Origin of the sequence: Microcoleus sp. A006_D1 (assembly GCF_036702805.1) — a bacterium.
Classification (GTDB): Bacteria; Cyanobacteriota; Cyanobacteriia; order Cyanobacteriales; family Microcoleaceae; genus Microcoleus.
Window position 1 is genome coordinate 37,196 of sequence record NZ_JAUBVZ010000025.1, and the last position, 21,189, is coordinate 58,384.

Here is a 21,189-nt window from a genome sequence, read left to right on the forward strand (position 1 = left end):
GAAAGGCATCGCGGGTAAGGACTTCCAGTGCCGCAGAGGAATATGAGATCGCTTGTTCGAGATTGTCAGCCCGCTCTTCCCTGATTCTGTTGGAATAGGCAATGGCTAAATTATTTTGCGTCTTTGCCCATTGTTCGGGAAAGGCATCGCGGGTAAGGACTTCCAGTGCCGCAGAGGAATATGAGATCGCTTGTTCGAGATTGTCAGCCCGCTCTCCCCTGATTCTATATAAGTAGGCAGCCGCCAGATTATTTTGCGTCATTGCCCAATCTTCGGGAAAGGCCTCGCGGGTGCGGACTTCGAGTGCAGCCGTGCAAAAGGCGATCTTGCTTTCAATATTGTCTGCCCTCTCTCCCTTGATTCTGTCACCGTAGGCATTTCCCAAATTATGTTGCGTCATTGCCCAATCTTGGGGAAAGGCTGCGCGGGTGGAGACTTCCAGTGCGGCGGTGTAAGATGCGATAGCTTGTTCGAGATTGTCTGCCCGCTCTCCTCTGATTCTGTATAAGTAGGCAGTAGCCAAATTATTTTGCGTTGTTGCCCAATCTTTGGGAAAGGCTTCGCGGGTAAAAACTTGGAGTGCGGCGGTGAAAAAGGTGATCGCTCTTTCTATATTGTCAGCCCCCTCTCCCTTGATTCTGTTGGAGTAGGCAATGGCCAGATTATTTTGCGTCATTGCCCAAAATTGGGGAAAAGCTTCGCGGGTGAGGACTTCCAGTGCCGCAAAGGAATATGAGATCGCTCTTTCTATATTGTCAGCCCGCTCTCCCCTGATTCTACATAAGTAGGCAGCCGCCAGATTATTTTGCGTAATTCCCCAAAATTGGGGAAAAGCTTCGCGGGTGAGGACTTCCAGTGCGGCAGTGTAAAAGGCGATCGCTCTTTCTATATTTTCGGCCCGGTCTCCCTTGATTCTGTTACGGTAAGCTTCTCCCAGATTATTTTGCGTCTGCGCCCAAAATTGGGGAAAAGCTTCACGGGTGTGTACTTGGAGCGCTGCGGTGTAAAAGGCGATCGCCGTCTCAAGATTATCAGTCCTCTCTCCCCTGATTCTGTATAAGTAGGCATTTGCCAGATTATATTGCGTCTGCGCCCAATCTTCGGGAAAGGCTTCGCGGGTGCGGACTTCGAGCACGGCGGTGCAAAATACGATCGCTCGTTCGAGATTGTCTGCTCTGTCTCCCCTGATTCTGTCATAGTAGGAAATTGCCAGATTATTTTGCATCCGCGCCCACACTTGTGGGTTAGTTTCCGGCGTATGAACGGAAATTACGATTTCGTAGGCAACAATAGCAATTTCTAGATTGTCAGCCCTACTGCCTCTAGCAAGTTGCTCAATCTTAATGGCAATGTTTCCAATTAAAGCCACAGTGTATCCAGCTTGTTTTGGGTCATCCATTGTACCCAGTAATCCTGCCATAGTTTTTTGGATAACTGGAATAAAATTAAGATTTAGCTTATCTAGATTTGCTTGCAAGACTGCATCAATGGCTTGCGAATCTTCACCAAAATTATCGTTCTCTGTATGCAACAGCAATTGCAAAAATGCTACATAATCATCTGGCGACTTATCCTCAACATCATTACCCTCAGAGGATGTTAAGCCCAATAATTTCCCTACCTGACTGGCAAGATTTCGCAAAAAATTAGCCCAATTCTCCTCTCCTTGCTCTGTCAAACTTGCCGCTACTGCCTCGCAACTTAGCACAAACCCCAGATCCAGCAATTCCGAGTTAGCATCTAAAATCTGCGGTTCCTCACCGTTAGGACAATTCATCAACGCATTAATCAATTGCAGATAAGCAGAATCGCGGTCTACATTCCCTCCCTGCGTCCCTTCCGCCAAAGCTTGACTAATTTGCCCCGCCAATTGCTGCAAAAAACCCGCATTTTGTTCGCCATCCGCCGCCATCCGACTCGCCTCTTGCTGCATCACTTCAATCAAGCCAGAGTCAACAAACTCAGAGTGCTCCTGCAACAGTTCCCCCTCTTCCCCAGCCGGACAACTCAGCAGCAATTGAATCAGATTCAGGTAAGCTCGGAGGCGGTTTTCATCCATGAGGCGTGACCTTCAACATTCTTTATTTGCTCATTTGTACCACAAATACAAGCAGTCTCAGCTCAACTGCAAGAATTATTTAATTTTCCAATCTAGCGGCCTAATTGCTCAAATTTTATTGACAAGTTACTTGAGTTGTGGTATTTGAGGTTTGTCTGAGGTTTCTGGTTGGTCGATTTTGATGAGATAAGGAATCCGAGAAAATGCAGGACGCGGTAGTGCCGTTTCCCTACCCCATCATTTGTGTTTCAGAGGAAATGCAGGACACGGCAGTGCCGTTTCCCTACCCATATCTGTACTTCACTAGACTAAAAAACGCTATATTCTCATCTTTTGATTGGCTTAACGCTTTCCAGATTAGCCATATATTTACCCGCCATTAAAAATTTGCTGCGCTGTCAAAGTCAACTCTGGAAATACCGCTGACTCAATTCTTTCATCTCCCCGAAATAACTTAACCTGATACTCACCATCTACCAATTGACAAATCGACAAAGTAGGCTGTTTTGGAGAACCAATATAACGGCTACCTCCCAAACCCAAATAATCGACAATCCAGTATTCAGGAATGCCGAAAGCTTCATAGTCACTCATCTTATGTGCATAATCATCGCGCCAATTTGTGCTGACAACTTCAATCGCCAGAGGAATGGATGAGCCTAAAGTAATTGTTGAGGATTTTGCCCATAAAGGCTCTAGCGCTAAAGCATCACGATTAACTGCTAAAACATCAGGCAAATAACCTTTTTCTTGTTCTGGAGATTTAACGAGGGCATTCTTGGGGAATCGATAGGGAAGTTGCAGCCGCCGAGTTTCTAGGATTAGTTCTGTCTGCAAAAATTCAACAACTTCTTCATGTTTTCCTGTCGTCTGCATCTCAACAATAACTCCGTTATGTAGTTCATAGCGTCCGTTTTCTGGCTTCCATTCCAGAAACTCATCAAAAGTCATTAACTTGGATATCGTTTGAATCATGGGAAAACCTCCAATGTTCTAAGATTATTTTAACATGAGAATAATTTGAGTAGGATAAATCGGATCGACATTTTCATCAATGAGATACTTTAGTGCCATTTTTCTGTCTTTCCATCTTGATTTTTTGTAGTCTAATCGAAGCTGGATGGGGATTTAATTCTTGGGCTTTTCTTTGTTGGTGCGACCATTCTAGCCAGTCGGCAATATATTTATCTACACTCTCTTTATTGGTTAAATAATAAAGGATTGTCGCGTAAATTTGATCGAGGGTCAGAGTGGAAAAGTGTTTTAAGATTTCTTCGGGTGAACGTTGCCGATAAATATATTCATAAAGGATGCTTTCTATTCCGACTCTTGTCCCTTTTACTCGGATGTCATCAGATGCAAAAAAATCAAAGTATTCTTCTATCAGCATGGTTGATTACTCCATTTTTTGATTAACTTGTTAAGCTAAATTATTTTTATTTGCCACAGTCATAGTTAGATTATATCACCCACCGAGAAACCGGGTTTCTTTAGCTTAGTCGGATAATTGTCAAACTTTCAATCTGGCGATCGCCCACAATTGTAACAGCTTAGATTTACTGTACACAATACCGTCACTCTTGCAGAATCAGTCACAGGACACGGCAGTGCCGTTTCCCTACATTATTTCAGAGGACACGGCAGTGCCGTTTCCCTACTGTGTTTCATCCTAAAATACAGGACACGGCAGTGCCGTTTCCCTACTGTGTTTCAGATCGCACTTTAATTAAAAAAGGCGGCACCCAGATTTGAACTGGGGGTGGAGGTTTTGCAGACCTCTGCCTTGTCACGCAGAATCCTTGCAATACAAGCATTTTGAGACTCTTCATTTGACACGGTATTAAACCCGTATTATTTTCGGGGTCAGACCACGAAAAAGCGCCCAAGCAATTTTGGGCGCTTCCAACTTAAGAATACAGGTTAATACCGAACCGTGAGCGGAACTTTGTCAACGCCCAGGGCCGCAATCTCCAAGAGCCGGCGACAAAATCCCTGCCATCCCTCCAAATTCATGAGCCCAATGCAGCCGGCCGTGCCGGGGACATTAGCGTCAAAATGGATTCCCAGTTCAGAGCGAATGAGATCGCCGGAAACAACCGGATCGGGGGTGATATGAAAAAAGTAGCCTTCTATGCCCCGCGTGTCGAGCCAATAAGGTTTCGCAGGGATTTCGTAACGACCAGCAGGGATAGGGCCCTTGCCCCTTGCCCACTCGTCACCGGGTCGCTGCCAGCCAGCGCAGCCAGAAGTGCTGCGATAACTGATTGTACTTTCATCTGGATAGCTCAAATGGAGCAATCCTTCCAACAGCGATTCGCTAGTACCCCGGCGCATTTCAAAAGTTAATGAGTGCATTTTTTCAATTTCTTGGTGATGGGGCTAAAAGGCCGCTGAGGACAGAAAACGACGAAACTCCTAGCGCAACGAGCTGCTCAGGAATCGAAGCAGAATGAACAGCCAAGAAGACGGCTCCGGCAGAAAAAATAACAGCACTAAGGCTGATACTACCAACAACAATTCGATAAGAAAGTTTATCCATTTAGAACCCCGTATCCTCGTTTTCATAATCGCGATGCAATTGTTCATCCAGGTCTTTGACGCTGCCACGAATTTCATACCCCAGCTTCATTACTAAAAACTTTTCTACGTCGTTCATATTAGCCTGCGTAATTTTCAGGAGATTCTTGACAGTATCGATTCTTTTCTGATTTAGAGCGAGCCGCTTTACGACCTCCTTGTTAGATTGCACGATTGATAGACTCATTGAAACAACACTAAATGAGGCTAGGATAACGGTCAGCAATTCTAGTTTCCTTTCCATCCGCTCAACCTATTTTCGTGTGTGTCGCAGGCAAAACACTTGCCTCAAAATATAAAACAGCCGTCGGCACAGTGGTAATAATAGTCTCATCAAGCTGTAGGCATCTTGGATTCTTCAGTGCCTCAACTTGATTCCATTCACAAGCCACATAGGAATCTTTTCCGCCATCATAAACACCCCATCGCCGGAGACCAAAAGGTTTAGCCTGCCAGTGTAATAAGCAGAAGTTGCCTTGAAGGTTAAAGCGTTGAATTATGGAATTAAAATTTAATGCCAGCTTGAAATCGGGGAGGTGTTCATAAGTCACCTCAAATTGCCCAGTCGCGGTTTTACTAACTTTCTGAGACAGCATAAATTCGCGCATGAAATGAAGAACTCGGATTTATCAGCAATCGCATTGGGAACAAATCATTTCTGTAGAGAGCCCCTGGAACAGGGATTAAATCAATTGTATTGATAGAATCCTGAAAAATCGCGCACAATCGCTCCATCAAGGGAGCAGACTGGATGCGAGAAAACAGTGCTACAGCAACCTCTATGAATTCCCCCGTACTTGTGTATTCGCCAGTATCATCACTTTGAAATACTAAGAGCAGCGTGCTTGCAGGAAACCAATCGGTGTAAGTTGGGGTTGCCGTAGCGATCGTCTCGTCAATAATCGTCGTAAGTATCGGCATTACGGAATGTAATTTTCTCCTTGGTAAGTCAGCGCCAAGGGTGATTGAGGGACAAGAAAAGAGCTTGCGGAAACATAATCCCGAATTTCCTTGATTTGCTCCGTTTGGTTCGCGTCGCCCGGAGCATAAGGAATAAGGACTTTATATTCGCTTTGTCCTGAAAGATTGGTTGGCGACCCAAAACAAGCGGAAATATACCGAGGCTCAGACTTGCCAAGTCTATCAATCGTGGGGTTGTTCGTTGGTACTTGGCGCGCCAGTAATAACGGAGTGATAGGAGTTAGTTGATTGCCATCTTCGTCAAAATATTGCCGTTGATTGATTAGCGCATCCTCTAGGTTGTCTTGAGTGTAACGGAGTTTTATGTCCTTACCTCGAACTGTTTTGAGGGTCTTAATCTTGTCAACGCTACTCACACGTCAACACCAAGAAAAACTATTGTCGAGTCATCCTCCATCCCCGTTTTTTCGAGCAAGTCCTTCGCATCTTCCTCCGAATCGAAAGATAAGAGATCACATTTTTCTGGATGTATGCAATCCGTTTTGGCTTCACAAAAGTTTATCCACACAGGAGTCATACCCGATGCCCGATAGCTTAACTCTTTAAGCCCTAATACATTTAACCGACTATCGACAACCTCTGATTTCAAAAAGATGTACCGCATCACAAACGCCTCAAAAAAGAATTAGATACAGATTCCCCAAAACCCTTGGCAAAAATTATTTGGGGATTGGCTAGTAAATCATTCCAGAATACCCGCCAATCTGAAGTGCCGGGTTTGAATGGGTAAGAGATTTTGAGTTTTCGCCCATCCCCCAAGGTCAGCACTGCATATCTCGGAGAAACCTCAGCGAGGCATGATTGCCTAAATTGTTGTAACAAACCAGCTAAAGAGCTTGGGATTATCCCGGATGGGATAGCCTCCAAAATTCTTATTTGCTGGAGTGATCGGAGGTCATTACCAACATAAGCGACTTCCATCGTTAAATAGGGAACGACCAACCCAATATCGGTAAAATACTGCGGAATAACCAACATTGACTAAGGCAAGAATCTGCTAAATCGGTTGTCCGATTCTCCGTAATATCGCAAACACAAAGTTTGCGGGTTTGTAGCCAGTCCAACCCCAATGCCACGAATATCGTCAGCATCGTCATCCGCTACGGGGACAATCATTTTTCGAGTCGGATTTTGGAGGTTAGTTGTCAATATGTCAATGACATACCTTCGAGCGTCTGTATTAGTAGCACCCCCACATCCTGCGGGCAAAAGAGTTCCAAGCGATGTACCGATCACCACGGCATAAGGCGAGAAAGGAAGATTAGTAGCTTGGTTCGTATTCATTCGCACCCCTTCGGCGAAAGTTCGACCAGAATCGCTCTCGTACTGAATAAAAGCGCTGAAAATAGGATTTTTCAACCCTGTAGTGGGGCGCACATCAATACCAGGGGCGGGGACAACCGTTGCGGGGCGCAACTCCTGATCCAGTCTTTTCCACTCCTCTCCGATCAGGCCGACGCAAGCAATCGTCCCACTCAGTCCTGTTTGCAAAATTCCTCGAATGCTCGCACCCAAAGCTATTAATCCGGCACGTGTGGGAATCGGTACAGAAATACTAGCTCCAGTCGAGAATGTAAATTTGAGGCGGCGAGGCTCAAATACCTTCCCAGTTTCGCAGGCAACCTTTTCCCCAGGAGTCAATTGAGTTGCTCCTATAGCAGCGAGGATTTCGATTACTGTCGCATCAGTCATGCCAGGAGGTCGGTTGAATCTACCTTTGTATGGAGTAAGGACAGTTGGGGCGTTGCGATCCGCAACATAATTGGCCCCTCGGAAACTAACGAAATCAGTAGGCATGGTAGTTATTTAATAGTTACTAGACTTCGGAAGCCAATTCCAGCCCTGTCGGTTGCAAATCGAAGGAAAGAGAATACGATTGCCGTAAGATGCCGGGAGCAATATTTACGCCAGAAGCGATCGACGGATTAGGTTTCGTAACAGCGGCTTTAGTCGGTCGTGCCGTCGGTGCTAGGGCTGTCAGCGCGACATGAGTGCGATCGACAATTTGCCGAATCACCTCCATCCCGTTACCTGTAGCGGCATTCGCTTCAGCCGCAGAGAGACCGGGAAGAGAGGCAATAGGGATGCGAATTTCATTTGTAGCAGTGTCGAAGGTGTAGCCGGCGAAAATCTCGTTCGGTGAAATTTGCATAAGTGGGGTGATTTGATTGACTCCTAAAGCCTAACGAAAAGCGGCGTTTACGTCCGTTTTCTGGAGCGAAATTTGCTCGTCGGGTTTAAAGGTAAAAGCAAAGGGACGATGCTCGACGGACGGGCATTGCTAGAGAGAAGAAGAATTGGTAAGATAAATAAAGAAATAAAGAAATAAAGAAAACAATATGTCCAACGCTAGCAAGGTTCAAGTGACGACATGGATGAAAGCGGACATTCACGAGAGATTGAAAATGCGAAGCGTGCAGCAGAAAAAAAAGCTCTGGGAACTCATCGAGTATGGGATGATTGATTATCTGGCACGGTGTGAGAGAGAAGACAAAATCGAAGCCAAAAATAAAGAAAGAAATAAAGAAATAAAGAAATAAAGAAATATTGTTTTCTTTATAAAAAATTGTAACAAGTCTATTCTCGATAGGCTTGTTTTTCTCATGTCAGTTAACATGATGAAATAAAAGATTGCGAATCGAATCCAGTTCACAAAAGAAGGTGAGAACAATGTAAGTGAGAAGGCGAGACAGGAAAAACAACCGCACACATTACCCAGCGACACGATACAGCTCGGCGGGAACGCCGAGCGAGCCGCCAGAGTGCATCCCACTGAAAGATTACTGCACCAAGTATTTTTTGAGCAAATCTCAAGTATTGAGATTACTGAGAAAGAAAATTTTGTGTGCTGTGACGTTCAAGAAAAAGCTACTGATTTCAGATAAACAACCGGAGGACTAATGGCAGCTATTTATAACCTGAATCCAGTACAAGCACAGCAACCACCACAAACTCGGCAAGCGAGAACTCCTACGGCTGTAGCTGTTACAACAACGGCGGCAGTAGCTTTACCTGCGAATACAAATAGAGCGAATTTTTCCCTTTTCAATGTAGGGCCAGGAACACTACTCTTGCGAGAAGGGGCTACGGTGACAGCAGCGGCTTATGAGGTGATGATTCCGTCAGGATTCCACTGGAATTCGGAGCCGAGTAATTATAGGTACACGGGAGCAATCAGCCTGATGACAACAGCGGGGACGGCGAGTGTGATGATTTCCGAATCCATTATTGGCTAGTAAAAATGGGAACTTTAACTAACCTGAATGGAATTACGGAGCCGCAAATTCCAGCAAGTATCGCGAGAGATGCAGAGGTGGCGAGTGCGATCGCAGCACACGTCGCCGTTGCCGACCCACACCCCATTTACCTCACCCAAACTGAGGGTGACGGGAGATACAGGCAAAGCGCTACAACTCTCGTTGACGCGGATATCCCGGCTGCGATCGCGAGAGATACAGAGGTGACAAGTGCGATCGCAAACCACGAAACTAATTTTCATGGGGGGATTCGGCTCACTATTTTTCAACTTTCCCTTGCAGGGGCAATCTCTCCGGGCGTGATCCCAGCTACGTCTTTTGCGGGTATTAATGTCGCCAAGATTCTAGCTATCTCCGGAACAATAACAGTTAACGGACGGATAGTGCTTCCAGGCGGTCTGCAAAATGGGATGCATAATTATTGCTTTTCCGTGAACACGTCTACTAACTTTCTTGAGATTGGCATTAAGACCGCAGACTTCCCTAATGCAATACTCCCAGTCAAGTTATTAGTATGGCATCAACCTTAAGAAAATGCCAAGCGAACCCTTATTCACCAATTTCTTCGGCACCGGCGTCACTCAAACCGCCACTCAAATCATCATCCTAAAAAATGATTTGATAGCACCAGCCGGACTTCCTCAAAGCTACGAATTCACACCAGCAGCAGCAAATCGCAGCGAACAAACAGCACTAGCGTTGATACTCAGATGGCTCCGGAATCAAGATCAATCCTCTGACTCACAATTTGTAGTCCAATCTTTCGAGCAAAGCCTCGAATTCAGGTTCAACAAATGGCAACGCAAGTACGTATCTCAGGTGGAAATCTACCAAGACGACACAATATCTATACTCCCAAATCCCAACCTAATTTAACAATTTAAGTATGGCAATAGATAAACCGCTGACTGCTTTTTTCGGAAATGGTGCGACACAGACTGCGACAGGTGTAACTTTTGTCAAAGCGGATTTAATAAGCACGAGAAACCCCGTAGCTTTCACACCTCTAGCTCCGATCGCGACTAACACCTCGGAATCAATTTTTACCGCACTCTTTTTGCGAGTATGGGAGAACCAGGATACTAGTCAGGACAGTCAACTAGCAATTTTCGGCCCCGAAGTTTCGCTAGTTGAGGTCGTCTCCGACGGGGTTGCTCGTCCATTCGAGCAATACATTTTTCAAGTTCGCGTCCTGGTTCGGAAGGGTCAATCAATGCCAAATCCAAACTTAGTATAGGAGAGTAAAAAATGGCAGGAGCGTTCACGAATTCACCTCGATCTACCCCAGTATATAATCCACAACAAGCAGCCCAATTGGGCAATGGAAACTTCGAGCAATTTAACCAGGGAATCTCGCCCGGTGGATACGGTGGTGGCATGGGGGCCGGTGGATACGGTGGTGGCATGGGGGCCGGTGGAAATATTTACCCTTTAGGGGGAGGGATGGCGCACACGACGATCTACGCAGTTGTAGAAAGCGGGCAGCCTATTATTATGAATCCAAAAACAGGGGAGCCATACCCTCCGGGATACATCCCCACAATTCAAGATCCAAGTACCTGGGAGCAGTGGCAACCAGGGCAATCTTGGACAGAAACAATGGGGCTCGCGAAGGCGGAAATGAGCGAAGGAATGAGAAAAGCACAAGAAACTTTGCTTCGACCGGGAGAGGAAGCAGCAGCGGAAACTGCACAGACTTTCATGCAAGATTTGAGCAAGGCTGCCAACAAGTGGAGCGGACAAGCAGCCGAATCACTATACGGCAAGGACAACAAAACGCTGAAAAATCTTCAAGAACAAGCAGGAAAAGAAGGACGGAATGCTATAAATCAAGCACCGGGGATTGCACAAGGAGCATTGAAATCGGGAACGCAAATAGCAAAACAAGCTGCACAACAAGCCACACAGAAAATAACAGAAACGACGAAAAAATTAACAGGAGCGCAGCCCGCTCAGGCACCAAAGGGAATGACCTCAGTGCAAACCTCCGTCGCCCCGGAGCGTCCCGCGGCTAGATTTTCTCAAGGGTCTGCCACGCAGGGAACGGGGGCCTTCACAGGTTCTTCCTCCGCTACATTTAGGAGGAATTAATGGCTATTGATATGCCGGACAAAATCGCGCAGATTGGCGCGAAAATGACCGCAGCCACACCAAGCCAAGAAGCTATTTTGTATACGCCGAGCACAGCGTCGGTGCTGGAGGCATCCGTCAATTATCAAGGCTATATGGCGGTGATTAGGTGCGCTTCCTATTTGGATTCGATAGACGAGACATGGGTACCAATTGACGACCCCGCGGACACAACGGCAAGGCGCGAACAAAAGGCGCAATTGTTCCGCAGTAATCCAAAAAAGGGATTGCTGATATCATTGAGAAATCCGCAGAACGAGAATTTTGAAGTTGGGATGATCGACCTATTCAATGTCAAACCAATCTTCCTAACTGGAATGAATGAATACTTTACAGATTTGGAATTTTACGGCATTAAGTTCGGATGGAGGATTGTAGCGAAAATGGTTAACAGAGGACACGGATTATTGGCGAACAACACAGGAGCGGGGCAACAGAATGATTGGCTTTCAATCACGGGATTTGTTGTGGAGAAATCATCATTCCTCCAAGACCACAACAACGTTGTCTACAATTACATCACCTAAACTGCGAAGGATGTATGCGCCGATGGAATCACTGCAAAGGGCAGAAATTCGTGCGTTTGATTACACGCTCAAACCTCTAAGAAGAAGGCGATATGAGTAGGATTTCAGATTGCTCGAACAATCTTAACGGCCCGGTTGGCAGTAGTGTAACAGAGATTCTCGGGGAGGAATCTTGCCAGACAATCACTGTTGGAACTGGTTCAACAACTCTTGCTAGTGCAAACACAAATCGGCGTGCCTTCAAAGTTTATGTGCAATCGGTTTCGGTTCCGAATGTTGAGGTTTGGATTAGATATGGGTTAGCGGCGACAGCCTCCAATGCCGCACATCCGCTATTTAACCGATACTTACTGATTGAAGACGGGAGCGAAATCAGAGGGAATGTAACAGCCATTTGCGTTGGCGGGACGGCACAGGTGAGAGTTTGCACTAGCAATAAGAATTGAAAATGAGAAGGAACGTACTGTCACCTGTCGAAGCTATCAGGCATTCGCGATCGACGAAGAATATACTTTCATTTCAAAATGTCATCACTCCTAATAATTCTTATAGAGGGATTGGTTATGGGGCGGAAGCTAGTATCATCGACCAAGACAGGAGGAAGGTATTTAAAAGGATTGAAAAAATGAATAATTCTTTTCGAGTCTTTCAGGAATACCAGCAACAGGGATGGGGAGGTAGCGAGACGAGAACACCCAGACTTGCTTCTCAATTGCCACCCCCTATAACTGCGACATTACCTCCGGGACGAGTAACCGCATCACAGATTGATGCAGCCATGACCAAATAAATGATCAAATATAAACATGAGCTGCGACAACATTTCCGTGACACTTCATTACAACTGGGAAGGTGAATGGGATACCGAGCCTATTGCTTACCGCCGGAGAAATATTGTAGATTATGTTTTCGTCAACGGTCGCAACACAAAAGTTGTCGTTGGCAGTGTAATCTCTTGGGAGTCTGGTTTTGAAAACGAAATAGATGATACGGCTACCATTTTTTCGACACTGGCAGAATGGCACGAATATTGTACTGAACACTCGATTTGTAATGGGCCAAACTTCGATTATTTTACTGTAGATCCTGGAACGAGATCTAGATGTTTCAGTGCAACACCTCCCGCTCAATCCGCTCCATTCCTTAGTGGCGCGTCCTCTCCACCACCAAAAAGGAAAAAAGAAATGTGCTGTCCCTGCGATGTGATCGCGACGATGATCGAGCGGAGTATGGCGGAAAAAGCCCGTCAATCGGAAATTATTAAAGATCACATAGACCAGCGGTTTATAGAAGCCCTCAAGAATATAAATAAGCAACTTGGGGCGATCGACATAGACCTCGATCTAGATCCTGTAATAAAAGAAATCAGGCAAGTACGGACTGATTTGTGGAACGGATTGGGAGGACAGAGTTAATGCCAGCACCCGCTCTCGTAATCCCTTTAATACCGATCGTCATCAAAGCAAAAGTCGCTGCTGGGGCGGCAGTCGGTGTCGCCACGGCGACAAAAACAGCAGGCGGCATCGGTGTGGTAGCAGCAACCGCGGCGCCGATCGTCCCCGTAGCAAAAGCGGCCGCCACCGGCTCCGTCGGGGCCAAAGTCGCACAAGTTGTCGCGAGTGCGCCAGCGGGACTGAAACCGGCCGCGCCCGGGGCAGCAAGAATCGCTTACGGCGCGGGACAATCTCTGGGGAACTTAGGCAGGCAAGGGCTTCAGGCACTGGGAGCCGTGAGCGCAAAGATAGTCGCGGGCAGTGCCCTCCAAAACCCCACAACTACATCAGGGATAAGCGACCCTAGGGACAATCCAAACTTCAATCCAGCCACCGCAGCGAGCAAGCCTAAGCCTGCTCCCATTCTTCAACCTTCATCCTCGCCAGAGATAGATTTTGGCAGTGGCATCGGAAGAGCCGATCCATTCGCGCCGATAATGCCGGAGATAGATCAAGTATCTCCTTCAGAAAATCCGCGATCGCCTGTCGTGCCGCCAATTCAATCACCAGAAAAACCCAGCCCCAGGGGCGCACTAAATCCAGGGGGAAAAGCAGCAGGCCGCATCAATATCGCGCCAATAAATCCAGCAGATACATCGGGACTAGCTAGACCGAAATCATTAGATCAGGTTTCAGAGGGTGGCGTTAACCTGTTAACTCCAATCGTGGATTTCCTGAAAAAATTAGATTTAGATGTTGAAGGGTTAAAGTTACAAATCCAAGAAGCGCAACCAGATTTCAATCCGTTATTGCAGGAAATCTCCAAATTAATAACACCGCTCGCTGGAATGATTGCTGCTATCCCAGAAACTTTCGAGCCTGAAATTATCAAGCCGATAATGGAGGGGATTGTGGAGTTGATAACACCTCTCGCAAACCTCACGGCGAGAAATACAGAGATTGCAGCAAGCAATCCACGGACAACAAGCGAAGCAGTAGCAGAAACGATCGCACCAATTGTCGTTACCATCGCGCTCATCGGAACCGCATTGGACGGATTGGGCAAGGCAATTAGCGGAATGTCACTCAAGACAATCACCACGGTTCCTCAAGGAATAGCGGTGTCAGCTCAACTCCCAATAGGATTAGCAGCAGCAGCTCAACTCCCAATAGGATTAGCAGCAGCAGCTCAACTCCCAATAGGGTTGGCGGCAGCAGCTCAACTCCCAATAGGGTTAGCGGCAGCAGCTCAACTTCCAATAGGGTTAGCGGCAGCAGCTCAAATCCCACAAAGTCAGCAAGTGTTAGTAGTCCTCCCCCAAAAAATCACTATTCCACAAACAATCACAGCTACGGCAGACTTAACGGCTGTAAACACAGAACTCGAAAAACTTCTTAAGACAGCGGAAAAGACAAAAGAAGACCTCGACAAGTGTTGCAAGGAAATCAAGGAAAAGCTCAAGAAAAAGAAAAAAGAGGATGACGACAGATTCCCTGAATTCAAGAATGCCGGAGTGATAGAGTGCGACGGTTCAACAGTTAATTATGATTACGCCGGCAATGGACTAACAGGGTTAAACAAGCAATTAGATGTAATCCTGGGCATGAATAAAATGCTCATCAAAAAAGTCTGCGACATCGAAGTACCCGCATTTACTTTCCCTGATATTTTCGGTGGAGGAACTTACGTATGCGATGAAATTTTCGGCACTTACAATTATTCTGGTATCGGATTGCTAGGCATCCAAAGTCAGATTGACAGAGTGCTGGACTTTAACAAGAAAATATTAAATCAAGTTTGTGATATCGAAATCGAATTCCCACTAATCCAAGGCGGGGGAACTTACGTATGCGACGAAACCTTCGGCACTTACAATTACTCTGGCATCGGTCTGCTGGGACTGCAAAGTCAGATTGACAGGGTGCTGGATTTCAATAAAAAAATCTTGGATGAGGTTTGCGACATTGATGTACCTGCATTCACTTTCCCCGATATTTTTGGAGGGGGGACTTACGCCTGTGGTAGCAACGTATTTGATAGCAGCTATTCTGGGGCTGGACTCCTCGGATTGAACAGTCAGATAGAGAAGCTAACTGCAATTAGCACGAAAATCCTCGGCGAAGTGTGTGAAGACAATGCGAAGATTTCCGGGGATATTAATTTCTTGGATTGCGAGGGCGGTACTCAGATTTTGCTTTACAGCGGCGAGGGAGTCATCGGCTTGTCAACTCAAGTGAAAGCGCTGACGGAATTGACTAAGCTGACTTATGCTGAAGCTTGCAAAACAGTTACTTGTGTACCGGTACAACCGGGAGATGAATTCGCAGAGTTCGATGTACCAAGACAACTTGTGTTGACGTGGGGGGAAGAATACCCAACCCAAAAAGGTAGTTTGTGGCACACGCAAATTCCAAATCCGCGAGAGGATTTGGATTGGTGCCGCGACTTCGATAACTTGACCTTCACCAAAGGAAATATTTACGGCCGCTTACTCTGGGGCAACTCAAAAATTAAATCTGGAATGCGATGTGTGGATGAGGACGAGGCTGAAAGAATCCTTGATTTGATTGCGCCGCTGTCGGTGTCAGAAGGAAAAATGCGGATTACGAAAGGCGGTGGGGTGAAACTTAATCCGGCGGTGCGACCGGTGCGATGTGTCCGGGCTGCGATCGCGCAACTGGACTCTGAGGGGTTGGCTGTGATGGTTAAGTGCTTCGTGCCGCCGATCGGGGGGTGCTCATAAAAGAGCGCTGCGGAACATGATTTCCGCAGCGCCTTTAGCCTACTAATAGAAGGTTTGAACTTCTTTTTATTCCACTCGCCTGCCTGCAACAACTAAACAATTACAGATTGGTAGTGATTTCGAGCAGCTTCGTATCGTTTATCGCTACCAGATTTAGCAAGCCCCCATATCGCCAAAACAGCAGCATTCTGAGTTAGCCCACTACGCTTGCAATTGACCACCACCGCTCGAACTTCAGGAGTTAAAGGCTGCATTGGATCGGGAAATTGCCAATTTTCGGGAATAGGCTGAAGACTGGTGGAGTCCTGGTGCATCAAGGCTTCCAGTTGGTGGAGACCGAGGTGGAGAGTCGGTGGAGGAGTGGTGGAGGTTGGCGGGGTTTCCACCACTGGCTCCACCGGCCAATCTGTAAGGTCTTGTTGCGATTTTTGCGAACAATCCGCAAAATCATCTAGGTCGAAAATCAATGATCTAACATCAGGAATAACAACTTCAACTGGCAAGCGATTTGGAAGTTTAAGGCTGCCCACCTCCGAAGGTTTCCACCCATCTTTTGATTCTGAGTCTGGAACAGCAGACAAATTCAAGGTCACGGCACCAGATTCTTTAAACAATCCAGACAAACCCTTTGCTTTGAACATTGCTTGGGTATCTGTTTGAGCAGTGATCAACGGGAAAAACCGACCCTTTCTGGCAGCTATAAAAAGCTTTCTCCAGAAATTTTGCAATATGCTTTCAACCTCAGCCACTGGCAGGGTCAAAGCTAAAAGAGGCTCCCAGTCGCCTATTTCTTCAAGAAGCAAGGTGACAGGAAAATGGTCAAAGGTATCTTCATCTTGATTTTGATATTCGTCGTACCGACTTGATAAAATTTCCAAGATTTTAGTTAGCCCGTCCAAAAGACTTTTTGCTCTCTTTTTGTCGCCAATGCCGACACCGTAAACAGAAGTTTGGGCTACGAGAAAAGGCTCGATGTATTGGTACATAGACTTGCGCTTGTGGGAATTGATAATTATCAATTGATGCCCACTTTCAATTCGGCAGCGAATTAATGCACTTGTTAGAGTGGTTTTTCCCGATCCGGGAGTGCCAATCAATTTTAAGAATCCAGCAAGAGCGACGCTGGCAATTTGGCTTTTCAACAACTCTTGAGTAATAGAATTTCCGGATTTGAGCGCATTGTTATGCTCGTTGTCATCTATCTTGTCTCCGGGATTCGTGAACTCATCCAGTGTTCCGGGCTTCCCGTGAGGCAAGGCTGGTTGTTCACAATTTTGTGGAACGTAGCCGATCGCATCCCTGAAATTCTGCCGGACTCGCAGGGAAAATAAATCCACCTCTGCCTGTGCCTCCATCTGCTTTTTGTTCAGCTCAGTTGATGCGTCAATCTCGGCGAAGGTTTGCTCAAATTTTTGAGCCACTGTATCAAGAGCCGACTGCCTGAACCAGAATTTTTGCTGTTCCCGTTCATCTTCGCCGGCAAAATGCATCGCCAAGCCGAAACCTGTTGCGCTGGCGATCGCCCCGAACAGTCGAACTACTCCCAGCCCGCCTCGAACTTTCAGCATCTTTGACCGCTCTGGTACAAGCCAATAGGGTTGTGTTCGATCACCCAGTTGCGTTCGATGCGTAATTTGCGTATCAACCGGGAGAGACGCACCAGCGAGTATTAATCCGCCGACACCTATTGCTAATGACAAAGCTATGTTAATTCGCATTTTGTCTGCCTCCAATTAGCCAAAACGCAAGGATTGCAATCATTACTAATCCAACAATGATCGAACCGCCATAGATGGTTAAGAAGTCGCCAACCGCCCCAATAATTGCCCAGATTGCATCCCATTCACCAGCGATTGAGCCTAAACTCATTGCGGCCAATGCTTTTTGATAACCAAGCCTTTCAACTTCGCTTTCTCCAAAAATGGCGTCCCGACCAATAACAGCGAATGCAATCACCTTGAGTGCAAAGCTACCAAAAGATAGCGCTGGAATTAATCGGAATATCAATACCGCCGAAGCGCAGCCAGAAGCAATCAAGCCAAAATGGGCAAACTTATAAGTAGAGCGAGAAAACTCAATTCGCTTTTGCCCTTGCTGGAAAGTTGACTGCTGTTGTGGAATCAATTCAACTGGATTGTAGCTTGAGTAAGCTTCTAAAAATCCGTCCATGTTAACCTCTAAATTTTGAACCAATTAGTGACTGTTTGAAGTAGGCCACCACGTTGTGAATTTCGTTTATTTCCTACATCCTCAGCCCGTAAGTATTGCTCTTTTTCCCGGCGCTCAATCACCTCGTCATTTTTGCTTTGAGCTAAAGCACGAGCCGCCGGCAAAAGCTGAGATTGTTGCAATTGATAGCCTTGCTGAAGGAATTGCAAATCTATCCCGTACTTAGCGGAGATCAGTCCGATCGCCCCAGCATTTTTAGCGCTAGACAGTCCGCTATCGGCATTAAATTTAGCTTCAGTTTCCCGGATTTTAAGCTGGGTTTGAAGTCTGCGAAGCTCGATCGCAGCTTTGTACTTAGCACCGCCTTCTATACCTTTGGCAATGCAGTCGTTAATGTCTTCATCTGTCTTGTAGCCCGCTTCTAGAAGTTCAAGCGCTAAGCGTTCGATTTGTTTTTGAACTTCCCAGATTTTAATCTGTTGCTCTTTGTAGATTTTGGAACGGACTAACTGAGCTTTAGCTTCCTTGGCTTTGATTGAAAGCGCTCGAACTTGCTCGTCACTGCAAGATGAGATTTCGGTCACGTTGGAACCCAGACTCTGATTAAGCATTCCAGACGCTGGGTTCTGAGTAATTACTCGTGACTTGAACATTACTCGTTCCTCACTACTTCGATTTTGCTGGCATCCGAAATACCATAAGTACCTCGGAGAGAATCTTTAGCATCTTGCTCTGCCTGTTCGGCCGTTTTGCCGTAGGCAACAACAGTTCGATCGGGATTATGCTTGCGCGACACCTTAACCGTCCATTTAGGCGTGACCATGTTTATTCCTCTACCTCAAAAACAGTTTCAGTTTGTACGCCCAAATCTCTCAAGCCCGCGTCAACCTCCTCAGCGAAGCCCGCCTTGAATTCGTTGACCGCCTTCCTTCCCTGGCTACGACCAAGTTCTCTCAAGTCAGCCATTACACCGCCTAAGTTGACCTTTGCAGATTTGAAATGTTCGCCTGCTACCAAGCTTCTCTGTTGAGCAATTTGAACGTTTTTTTCAGCGATGACCAGGGCGGAGCTAGTTTCGCCAGATGTCGCACTCGCTAATATCTTGCGAATTTCCAGATCATCGCCGGACTTGATTGCCTTGAGTAAATCCACAGCGATCATCGAATACTCGGTGTTGCGCGCTGCACCGCGCCGGAGAAGTTGCAATGGCACATTGTACTTGTCCGTCAGTTTAGTGATCGCTTGTTGGAGTCCGGTCTTTTCCAATCTGCATCGGTGTTGAACTTCAGCAGGTTTGAGCCACTTCGGCTGAATCAATTGAATCGATTTAATCGACTCAATCTGACGCAAGCTAGAGGACGAACTCTCTACGTCAATGACATCAATGATTTCAACGGTCTCTGTTTCCATGTTTTTCCTGTCGGGCCATACGAATCGATTCAAATCAATGCGCGAATCGATTTAAATCGATTTAAATCGATTCACATAGACAAAAAATAACCCGCCTTTGAGGGGCGGGTCTAGCGGTCACTGACCAAGTTTTAGTCAGTGACCAGTTGTGCTTGATGTAGCTGATAAAGGATTGCGAACAAGCGATTGATGAAAGGCTTGGGTTCCCTGTACTTGGGGTCATCCTCGGCTTTCATATAGTTGTAGAGGCTGTAGAGGGGAATCCCTGAGGCGTGGCTCATCTTGTAGACTGACCAACCTGTCAAGGTACGGAATTCACGCGGTGTTAAAAAAGACTTTAATGTTATAGTAGTCATATCATTCTTCTCTCTCTAAAGTAATAGGATGATCACGCCCCGGCTGTTAACGCAGCGCGGGGCATTTTAATAAGTGGTAATCAGAAAGAACACGGATCTTCAGGCAGTACCCCTAATTCCTCAACATCTACGCCACGAGCTACCAGAAAATCGCGAACCTGGTACCAGTAGCTCTGAATCTTGGTTAGCTGATGTTGAATTGCGGAAAGGTTGCTCATCGCATCATCAGCCCTCTCGTGCAGTTGGACAAGTACGTCGGCGAGTTCTAGTTCATAAGCAACCTTGTCGCGAAGTACCTCCAAGCTTGGATCGAAGTCTTCCCAGTCCTCTAACTCAGCTTCTACATAAATTTCTTGAGTTCGATCGCCAACTGTGCTGACACAGCCGTAGCCGATTTTGGTTACTCGCATAATCACTCCTGAATCAGTGCCGAAAATTTCCAATTTATTGGAAATTTTCGGCTGAACTTGTATCTAACTCGTTGGGGTACTCGCGGGAGTACCCGTGGGGAGAAGCCCTAAAGCGATCGCGATCGCATCAATTTCCGCCGCTAAGCTAGCCAATTGCTGATCCTGCTCCTGCTGCCTCTCTTGCTTGAGACTAGAAACCTCTGATTCGAGGTCAATGACCTTGTTGACGAGAGTGCGGTACGCGAGGATGAACTTGGCCGTTTGTTCTGGAGACATATCAATGTGTTAGTTGGTGGTTTGTGTGCCGCTGATTTCCGACCAGCGGGCGGGGTAACTTTTGAACGTGACCCAGAGCCGAAAAATTGCAATAAATTGCAAAAAATGGCTGGAGTTGTACTTATCTCGTTGCTAGCATCGAGGAGGTACTTAGAAAAATCGGGTAACACTCGACACAGCCGTTGGTGTACAGTTGAGTTTTGAGGGTTACTGTATGGACTTCAAAACGAAACAGAGATTGAAGAATGGGCTTACGGCTCTAGGGCTGATCGGACTTGGCTACTTCATTGGCCGCCCCGATCAGCTTCACCGGATGGCGAGGGGTTTAGAAGACCATCTGATCGGAAGTCAAGCTCGGTACGTTGTGCCGATAAGGGTACGAGCTGCATCGCTCCAATTTCAAGCGGTCGCTCCTCAAGCGCAAGGGTGGAACCTTTTTTCAGATCCAGGGGGACACTTTTCGGTAATGGTGCCGCCAGCGCCAGTCGAAGAAAAGAGAGAATCTTCGACTGGCAAAACTTTCTTGATCGAGGCTGGCGGGGAGTATTACCGATTCGGATACGTAGAAGACATACCCAATATTCGGCTGTTCTCGGAACAAGGGAAGCGGGTCATCCTAGAGGAGGCTGCGGACAGTTTCAAGGGTGACTTCAACGTTGTCAGCCGCAGAAGCTTCGGGTTGAACGGGAACCCTGGAGTCGAATTTTACTTACAGCACAAATCAAAAAATTTACCAAGGATGGTGATGCGAAAGATATTGGTCGGCGATCGGCTGTACTTTATGGGGGTAGCCACTAACTACCCCCAGAACGCCGAAACCTTCCTGAATTCTTTCCGCCCGCACTGACTTAGCCGGGTTT

Annotated in this window: 29 protein-coding genes; 11 read left to right on the forward strand and 18 right to left on the reverse strand. The window is 46.6% G+C overall.

Annotation, left to right across the window (positions count from 1 at the left end; genetic code table 11):
- The 10 genes from QUB68_RS28205 to QUB68_RS28250 all read right to left on the reverse strand — a co-directional run.
- Positions 1–2,059: tetratricopeptide repeat protein (locus QUB68_RS28205; RefSeq protein WP_332998216.1), on the reverse strand; the 2,059-nt coding region annotated here is incomplete at its 3' end.
- A 369-nt stretch (positions 2,060–2,428) separates the two neighbouring features.
- Positions 2,429–3,034: a Uma2 family endonuclease gene (locus tag QUB68_RS28210; RefSeq protein WP_332998217.1), complete on the reverse strand. Its 606-nt coding sequence runs from the start codon at positions 3,032–3,034 to the stop codon at positions 2,429–2,431.
- A 76-nt stretch (positions 3,035–3,110) separates the two neighbouring features.
- Positions 3,111–3,449, reverse strand: coding sequence for a DUF433 domain-containing protein (locus QUB68_RS28215; protein ID WP_332998218.1), 339 nt, complete (start codon positions 3,447–3,449; stop codon positions 3,111–3,113).
- 530 nt (positions 3,450–3,979) lie between these two features.
- On the reverse strand, positions 3,980–4,414 hold the full coding sequence (locus QUB68_RS28220; RefSeq protein ID WP_332998219.1) for a hypothetical protein: 435 nt from the start codon (positions 4,412–4,414) through the stop codon (positions 3,980–3,982).
- Positions 4,415–4,598: 184 nt separating this feature from the next.
- Positions 4,599–4,823, reverse strand: coding sequence for a hypothetical protein (locus tag QUB68_RS28225; protein WP_332998220.1), 225 nt, complete (start codon positions 4,821–4,823; stop codon positions 4,599–4,601).
- A 61-nt stretch (positions 4,824–4,884) separates the two neighbouring features.
- Positions 4,885–5,244: a hypothetical protein gene (locus QUB68_RS28230; RefSeq protein WP_332998221.1), complete on the reverse strand. Its 360-nt coding sequence runs from the start codon at positions 5,242–5,244 to the stop codon at positions 4,885–4,887.
- Positions 5,213–5,557: a hypothetical protein gene (locus QUB68_RS28235; protein WP_332998222.1), complete on the reverse strand. Its 345-nt coding sequence runs from the start codon at positions 5,555–5,557 to the stop codon at positions 5,213–5,215. Before QUB68_RS28235 ends, QUB68_RS28230 begins: the two co-directional genes overlap by 32 nt.
- Positions 5,557–5,973: a hypothetical protein gene (locus QUB68_RS28240; protein ID WP_332998223.1), complete on the reverse strand. Its 417-nt coding sequence runs from the start codon at positions 5,971–5,973 to the stop codon at positions 5,557–5,559. The genes QUB68_RS28235 and QUB68_RS28240 overlap by 1 nt, the downstream gene beginning before the upstream one ends.
- Positions 5,974–6,598: 625 nt before the next feature.
- The gene (locus QUB68_RS28245; protein ID WP_332998224.1) at positions 6,599–7,414 is read right to left on the reverse strand and encodes a hypothetical protein; all 816 of its coding nucleotides are present in this window, start codon (positions 7,412–7,414) and stop codon (positions 6,599–6,601) included.
- A 19-nt stretch (positions 7,415–7,433) separates the two neighbouring features.
- A complete protein-coding gene (locus QUB68_RS28250; RefSeq protein ID WP_332998225.1) occupies positions 7,434–7,769 on the reverse strand; it encodes a hypothetical protein in 336 nt (111 codons plus the stop codon).
- 187 nt (positions 7,770–7,956) lie between these two features.
- Here QUB68_RS28250 and QUB68_RS28255 point away from each other — a divergent pair, with 187 nt between their 5' ends.
- Both QUB68_RS28255 and QUB68_RS28260 read left to right on the forward strand, forming a co-directional pair.
- A complete protein-coding gene (locus QUB68_RS28255) occupies positions 7,957–8,157 on the forward strand; it encodes a hypothetical protein (RefSeq protein ID WP_332998226.1) in 201 nt (66 codons plus the stop codon).
- 360 nt (positions 8,158–8,517) lie between these two features.
- Positions 8,518–8,853: a hypothetical protein gene (locus QUB68_RS28260; RefSeq protein ID WP_332998227.1), complete on the forward strand. Its 336-nt coding sequence runs from the start codon at positions 8,518–8,520 to the stop codon at positions 8,851–8,853.
- Positions 8,854–8,867: 14 nt separating this feature from the next.
- Here the strand turns inward: QUB68_RS28260 and QUB68_RS28265 are convergent, their stop codons facing one another.
- On the reverse strand, positions 8,868–9,116 hold the full coding sequence (locus QUB68_RS28265) for a hypothetical protein (RefSeq protein WP_332998228.1): 249 nt from the start codon (positions 9,114–9,116) through the stop codon (positions 8,868–8,870).
- Positions 9,117–9,408: 292 nt separating this feature from the next.
- On the opposite strand from QUB68_RS28265, the gene QUB68_RS28270 reads away from it, so the two are divergent.
- From QUB68_RS28270 to QUB68_RS28305, 8 genes are all read left to right on the forward strand, one after another.
- Positions 9,409–9,750, forward strand: coding sequence for a hypothetical protein (locus QUB68_RS28270; RefSeq protein ID WP_332998229.1), 342 nt, complete (start codon positions 9,409–9,411; stop codon positions 9,748–9,750).
- A 10-nt stretch (positions 9,751–9,760) separates the two neighbouring features.
- Positions 9,761–10,111, forward strand: a complete 351-nt coding sequence (locus QUB68_RS28275; RefSeq protein WP_332998230.1) for a hypothetical protein — start codon at positions 9,761–9,763, stop codon at positions 10,109–10,111.
- An 11-nt stretch (positions 10,112–10,122) separates the two neighbouring features.
- Positions 10,123–10,965: a hypothetical protein gene (locus QUB68_RS28280; RefSeq protein WP_332998231.1), complete on the forward strand. Its 843-nt coding sequence runs from the start codon at positions 10,123–10,125 to the stop codon at positions 10,963–10,965.
- Complete coding sequence (locus QUB68_RS28285) at positions 10,965–11,531, forward strand: hypothetical protein (RefSeq protein WP_332998232.1); 567 nt, start codon at positions 10,965–10,967, stop codon at positions 11,529–11,531. Before QUB68_RS28280 ends, QUB68_RS28285 begins: the two co-directional genes overlap by 1 nt.
- Positions 11,532–11,623: 92 nt before the next feature.
- Entirely contained in the window at positions 11,624–11,977 is a 354-nt protein-coding gene (locus QUB68_RS28290) for a hypothetical protein (protein ID WP_332998233.1), read from the forward strand.
- A gap of 179 nt (positions 11,978–12,156) precedes the next feature.
- The gene (locus QUB68_RS28295; RefSeq protein WP_332998234.1) at positions 12,157–12,321 is read left to right on the forward strand and encodes a hypothetical protein; all 165 of its coding nucleotides are present in this window, start codon (positions 12,157–12,159) and stop codon (positions 12,319–12,321) included.
- Between the two features lie 16 nt (positions 12,322–12,337).
- Positions 12,338–12,946: a hypothetical protein gene (locus QUB68_RS28300; protein WP_332998235.1), complete on the forward strand. Its 609-nt coding sequence runs from the start codon at positions 12,338–12,340 to the stop codon at positions 12,944–12,946.
- Positions 12,946–15,708: a hypothetical protein gene (locus tag QUB68_RS28305; RefSeq protein ID WP_332998236.1), complete on the forward strand. Its 2,763-nt coding sequence runs from the start codon at positions 12,946–12,948 to the stop codon at positions 15,706–15,708. Before QUB68_RS28300 ends, QUB68_RS28305 begins: the two co-directional genes overlap by 1 nt.
- Before the next feature lie 92 nt (positions 15,709–15,800).
- Here the strand turns inward: QUB68_RS28305 and QUB68_RS28310 are convergent, their stop codons facing one another.
- From QUB68_RS28310 to QUB68_RS28340, 7 genes are all read right to left on the reverse strand, one after another.
- Positions 15,801–17,276: a hypothetical protein gene (locus tag QUB68_RS28310; RefSeq protein ID WP_332998237.1), complete on the reverse strand. Its 1,476-nt coding sequence runs from the start codon at positions 17,274–17,276 to the stop codon at positions 15,801–15,803.
- A gap of 139 nt (positions 17,277–17,415) precedes the next feature.
- Positions 17,416–17,877 carry a hypothetical protein gene (locus QUB68_RS28315; RefSeq protein ID WP_332998238.1) on the reverse strand — a complete coding sequence of 154 codons (462 nt, stop codon included), beginning with the start codon at positions 17,875–17,877 and terminating at the stop codon, positions 17,416–17,418.
- Between the two features lie 8 nt (positions 17,878–17,885).
- A complete protein-coding gene (locus QUB68_RS28320) occupies positions 17,886–18,530 on the reverse strand; it encodes a hypothetical protein (RefSeq protein ID WP_332998239.1) in 645 nt (214 codons plus the stop codon).
- A complete protein-coding gene (locus tag QUB68_RS28325) occupies positions 18,530–18,700 on the reverse strand; it encodes a hypothetical protein (protein WP_332998240.1) in 171 nt (56 codons plus the stop codon). Before QUB68_RS28325 ends, QUB68_RS28320 begins: the two co-directional genes overlap by 1 nt.
- Before the next feature lie 2 nt (positions 18,701–18,702).
- Complete coding sequence (locus QUB68_RS28330; RefSeq protein WP_332998241.1) at positions 18,703–19,287, reverse strand: hypothetical protein; 585 nt, start codon at positions 19,285–19,287, stop codon at positions 18,703–18,705.
- Positions 19,288–19,723: 436 nt separating this feature from the next.
- A complete protein-coding gene (locus QUB68_RS28335) occupies positions 19,724–20,053 on the reverse strand; it encodes a hypothetical protein (protein ID WP_332998242.1) in 330 nt (109 codons plus the stop codon).
- A gap of 63 nt (positions 20,054–20,116) precedes the next feature.
- On the reverse strand, positions 20,117–20,329 hold the full coding sequence (locus tag QUB68_RS28340; RefSeq protein ID WP_332998243.1) for a hypothetical protein: 213 nt from the start codon (positions 20,327–20,329) through the stop codon (positions 20,117–20,119).
- Positions 20,330–20,543: 214 nt separating this feature from the next.
- Between QUB68_RS28340 and QUB68_RS28345 the strand changes: the two genes are divergently transcribed.
- On the forward strand, positions 20,544–21,176 hold the full coding sequence (locus tag QUB68_RS28345; RefSeq protein WP_332998244.1) for a hypothetical protein: 633 nt from the start codon (positions 20,544–20,546) through the stop codon (positions 21,174–21,176).
- Positions 21,177–21,189: the final 13 nt, after the last annotated feature.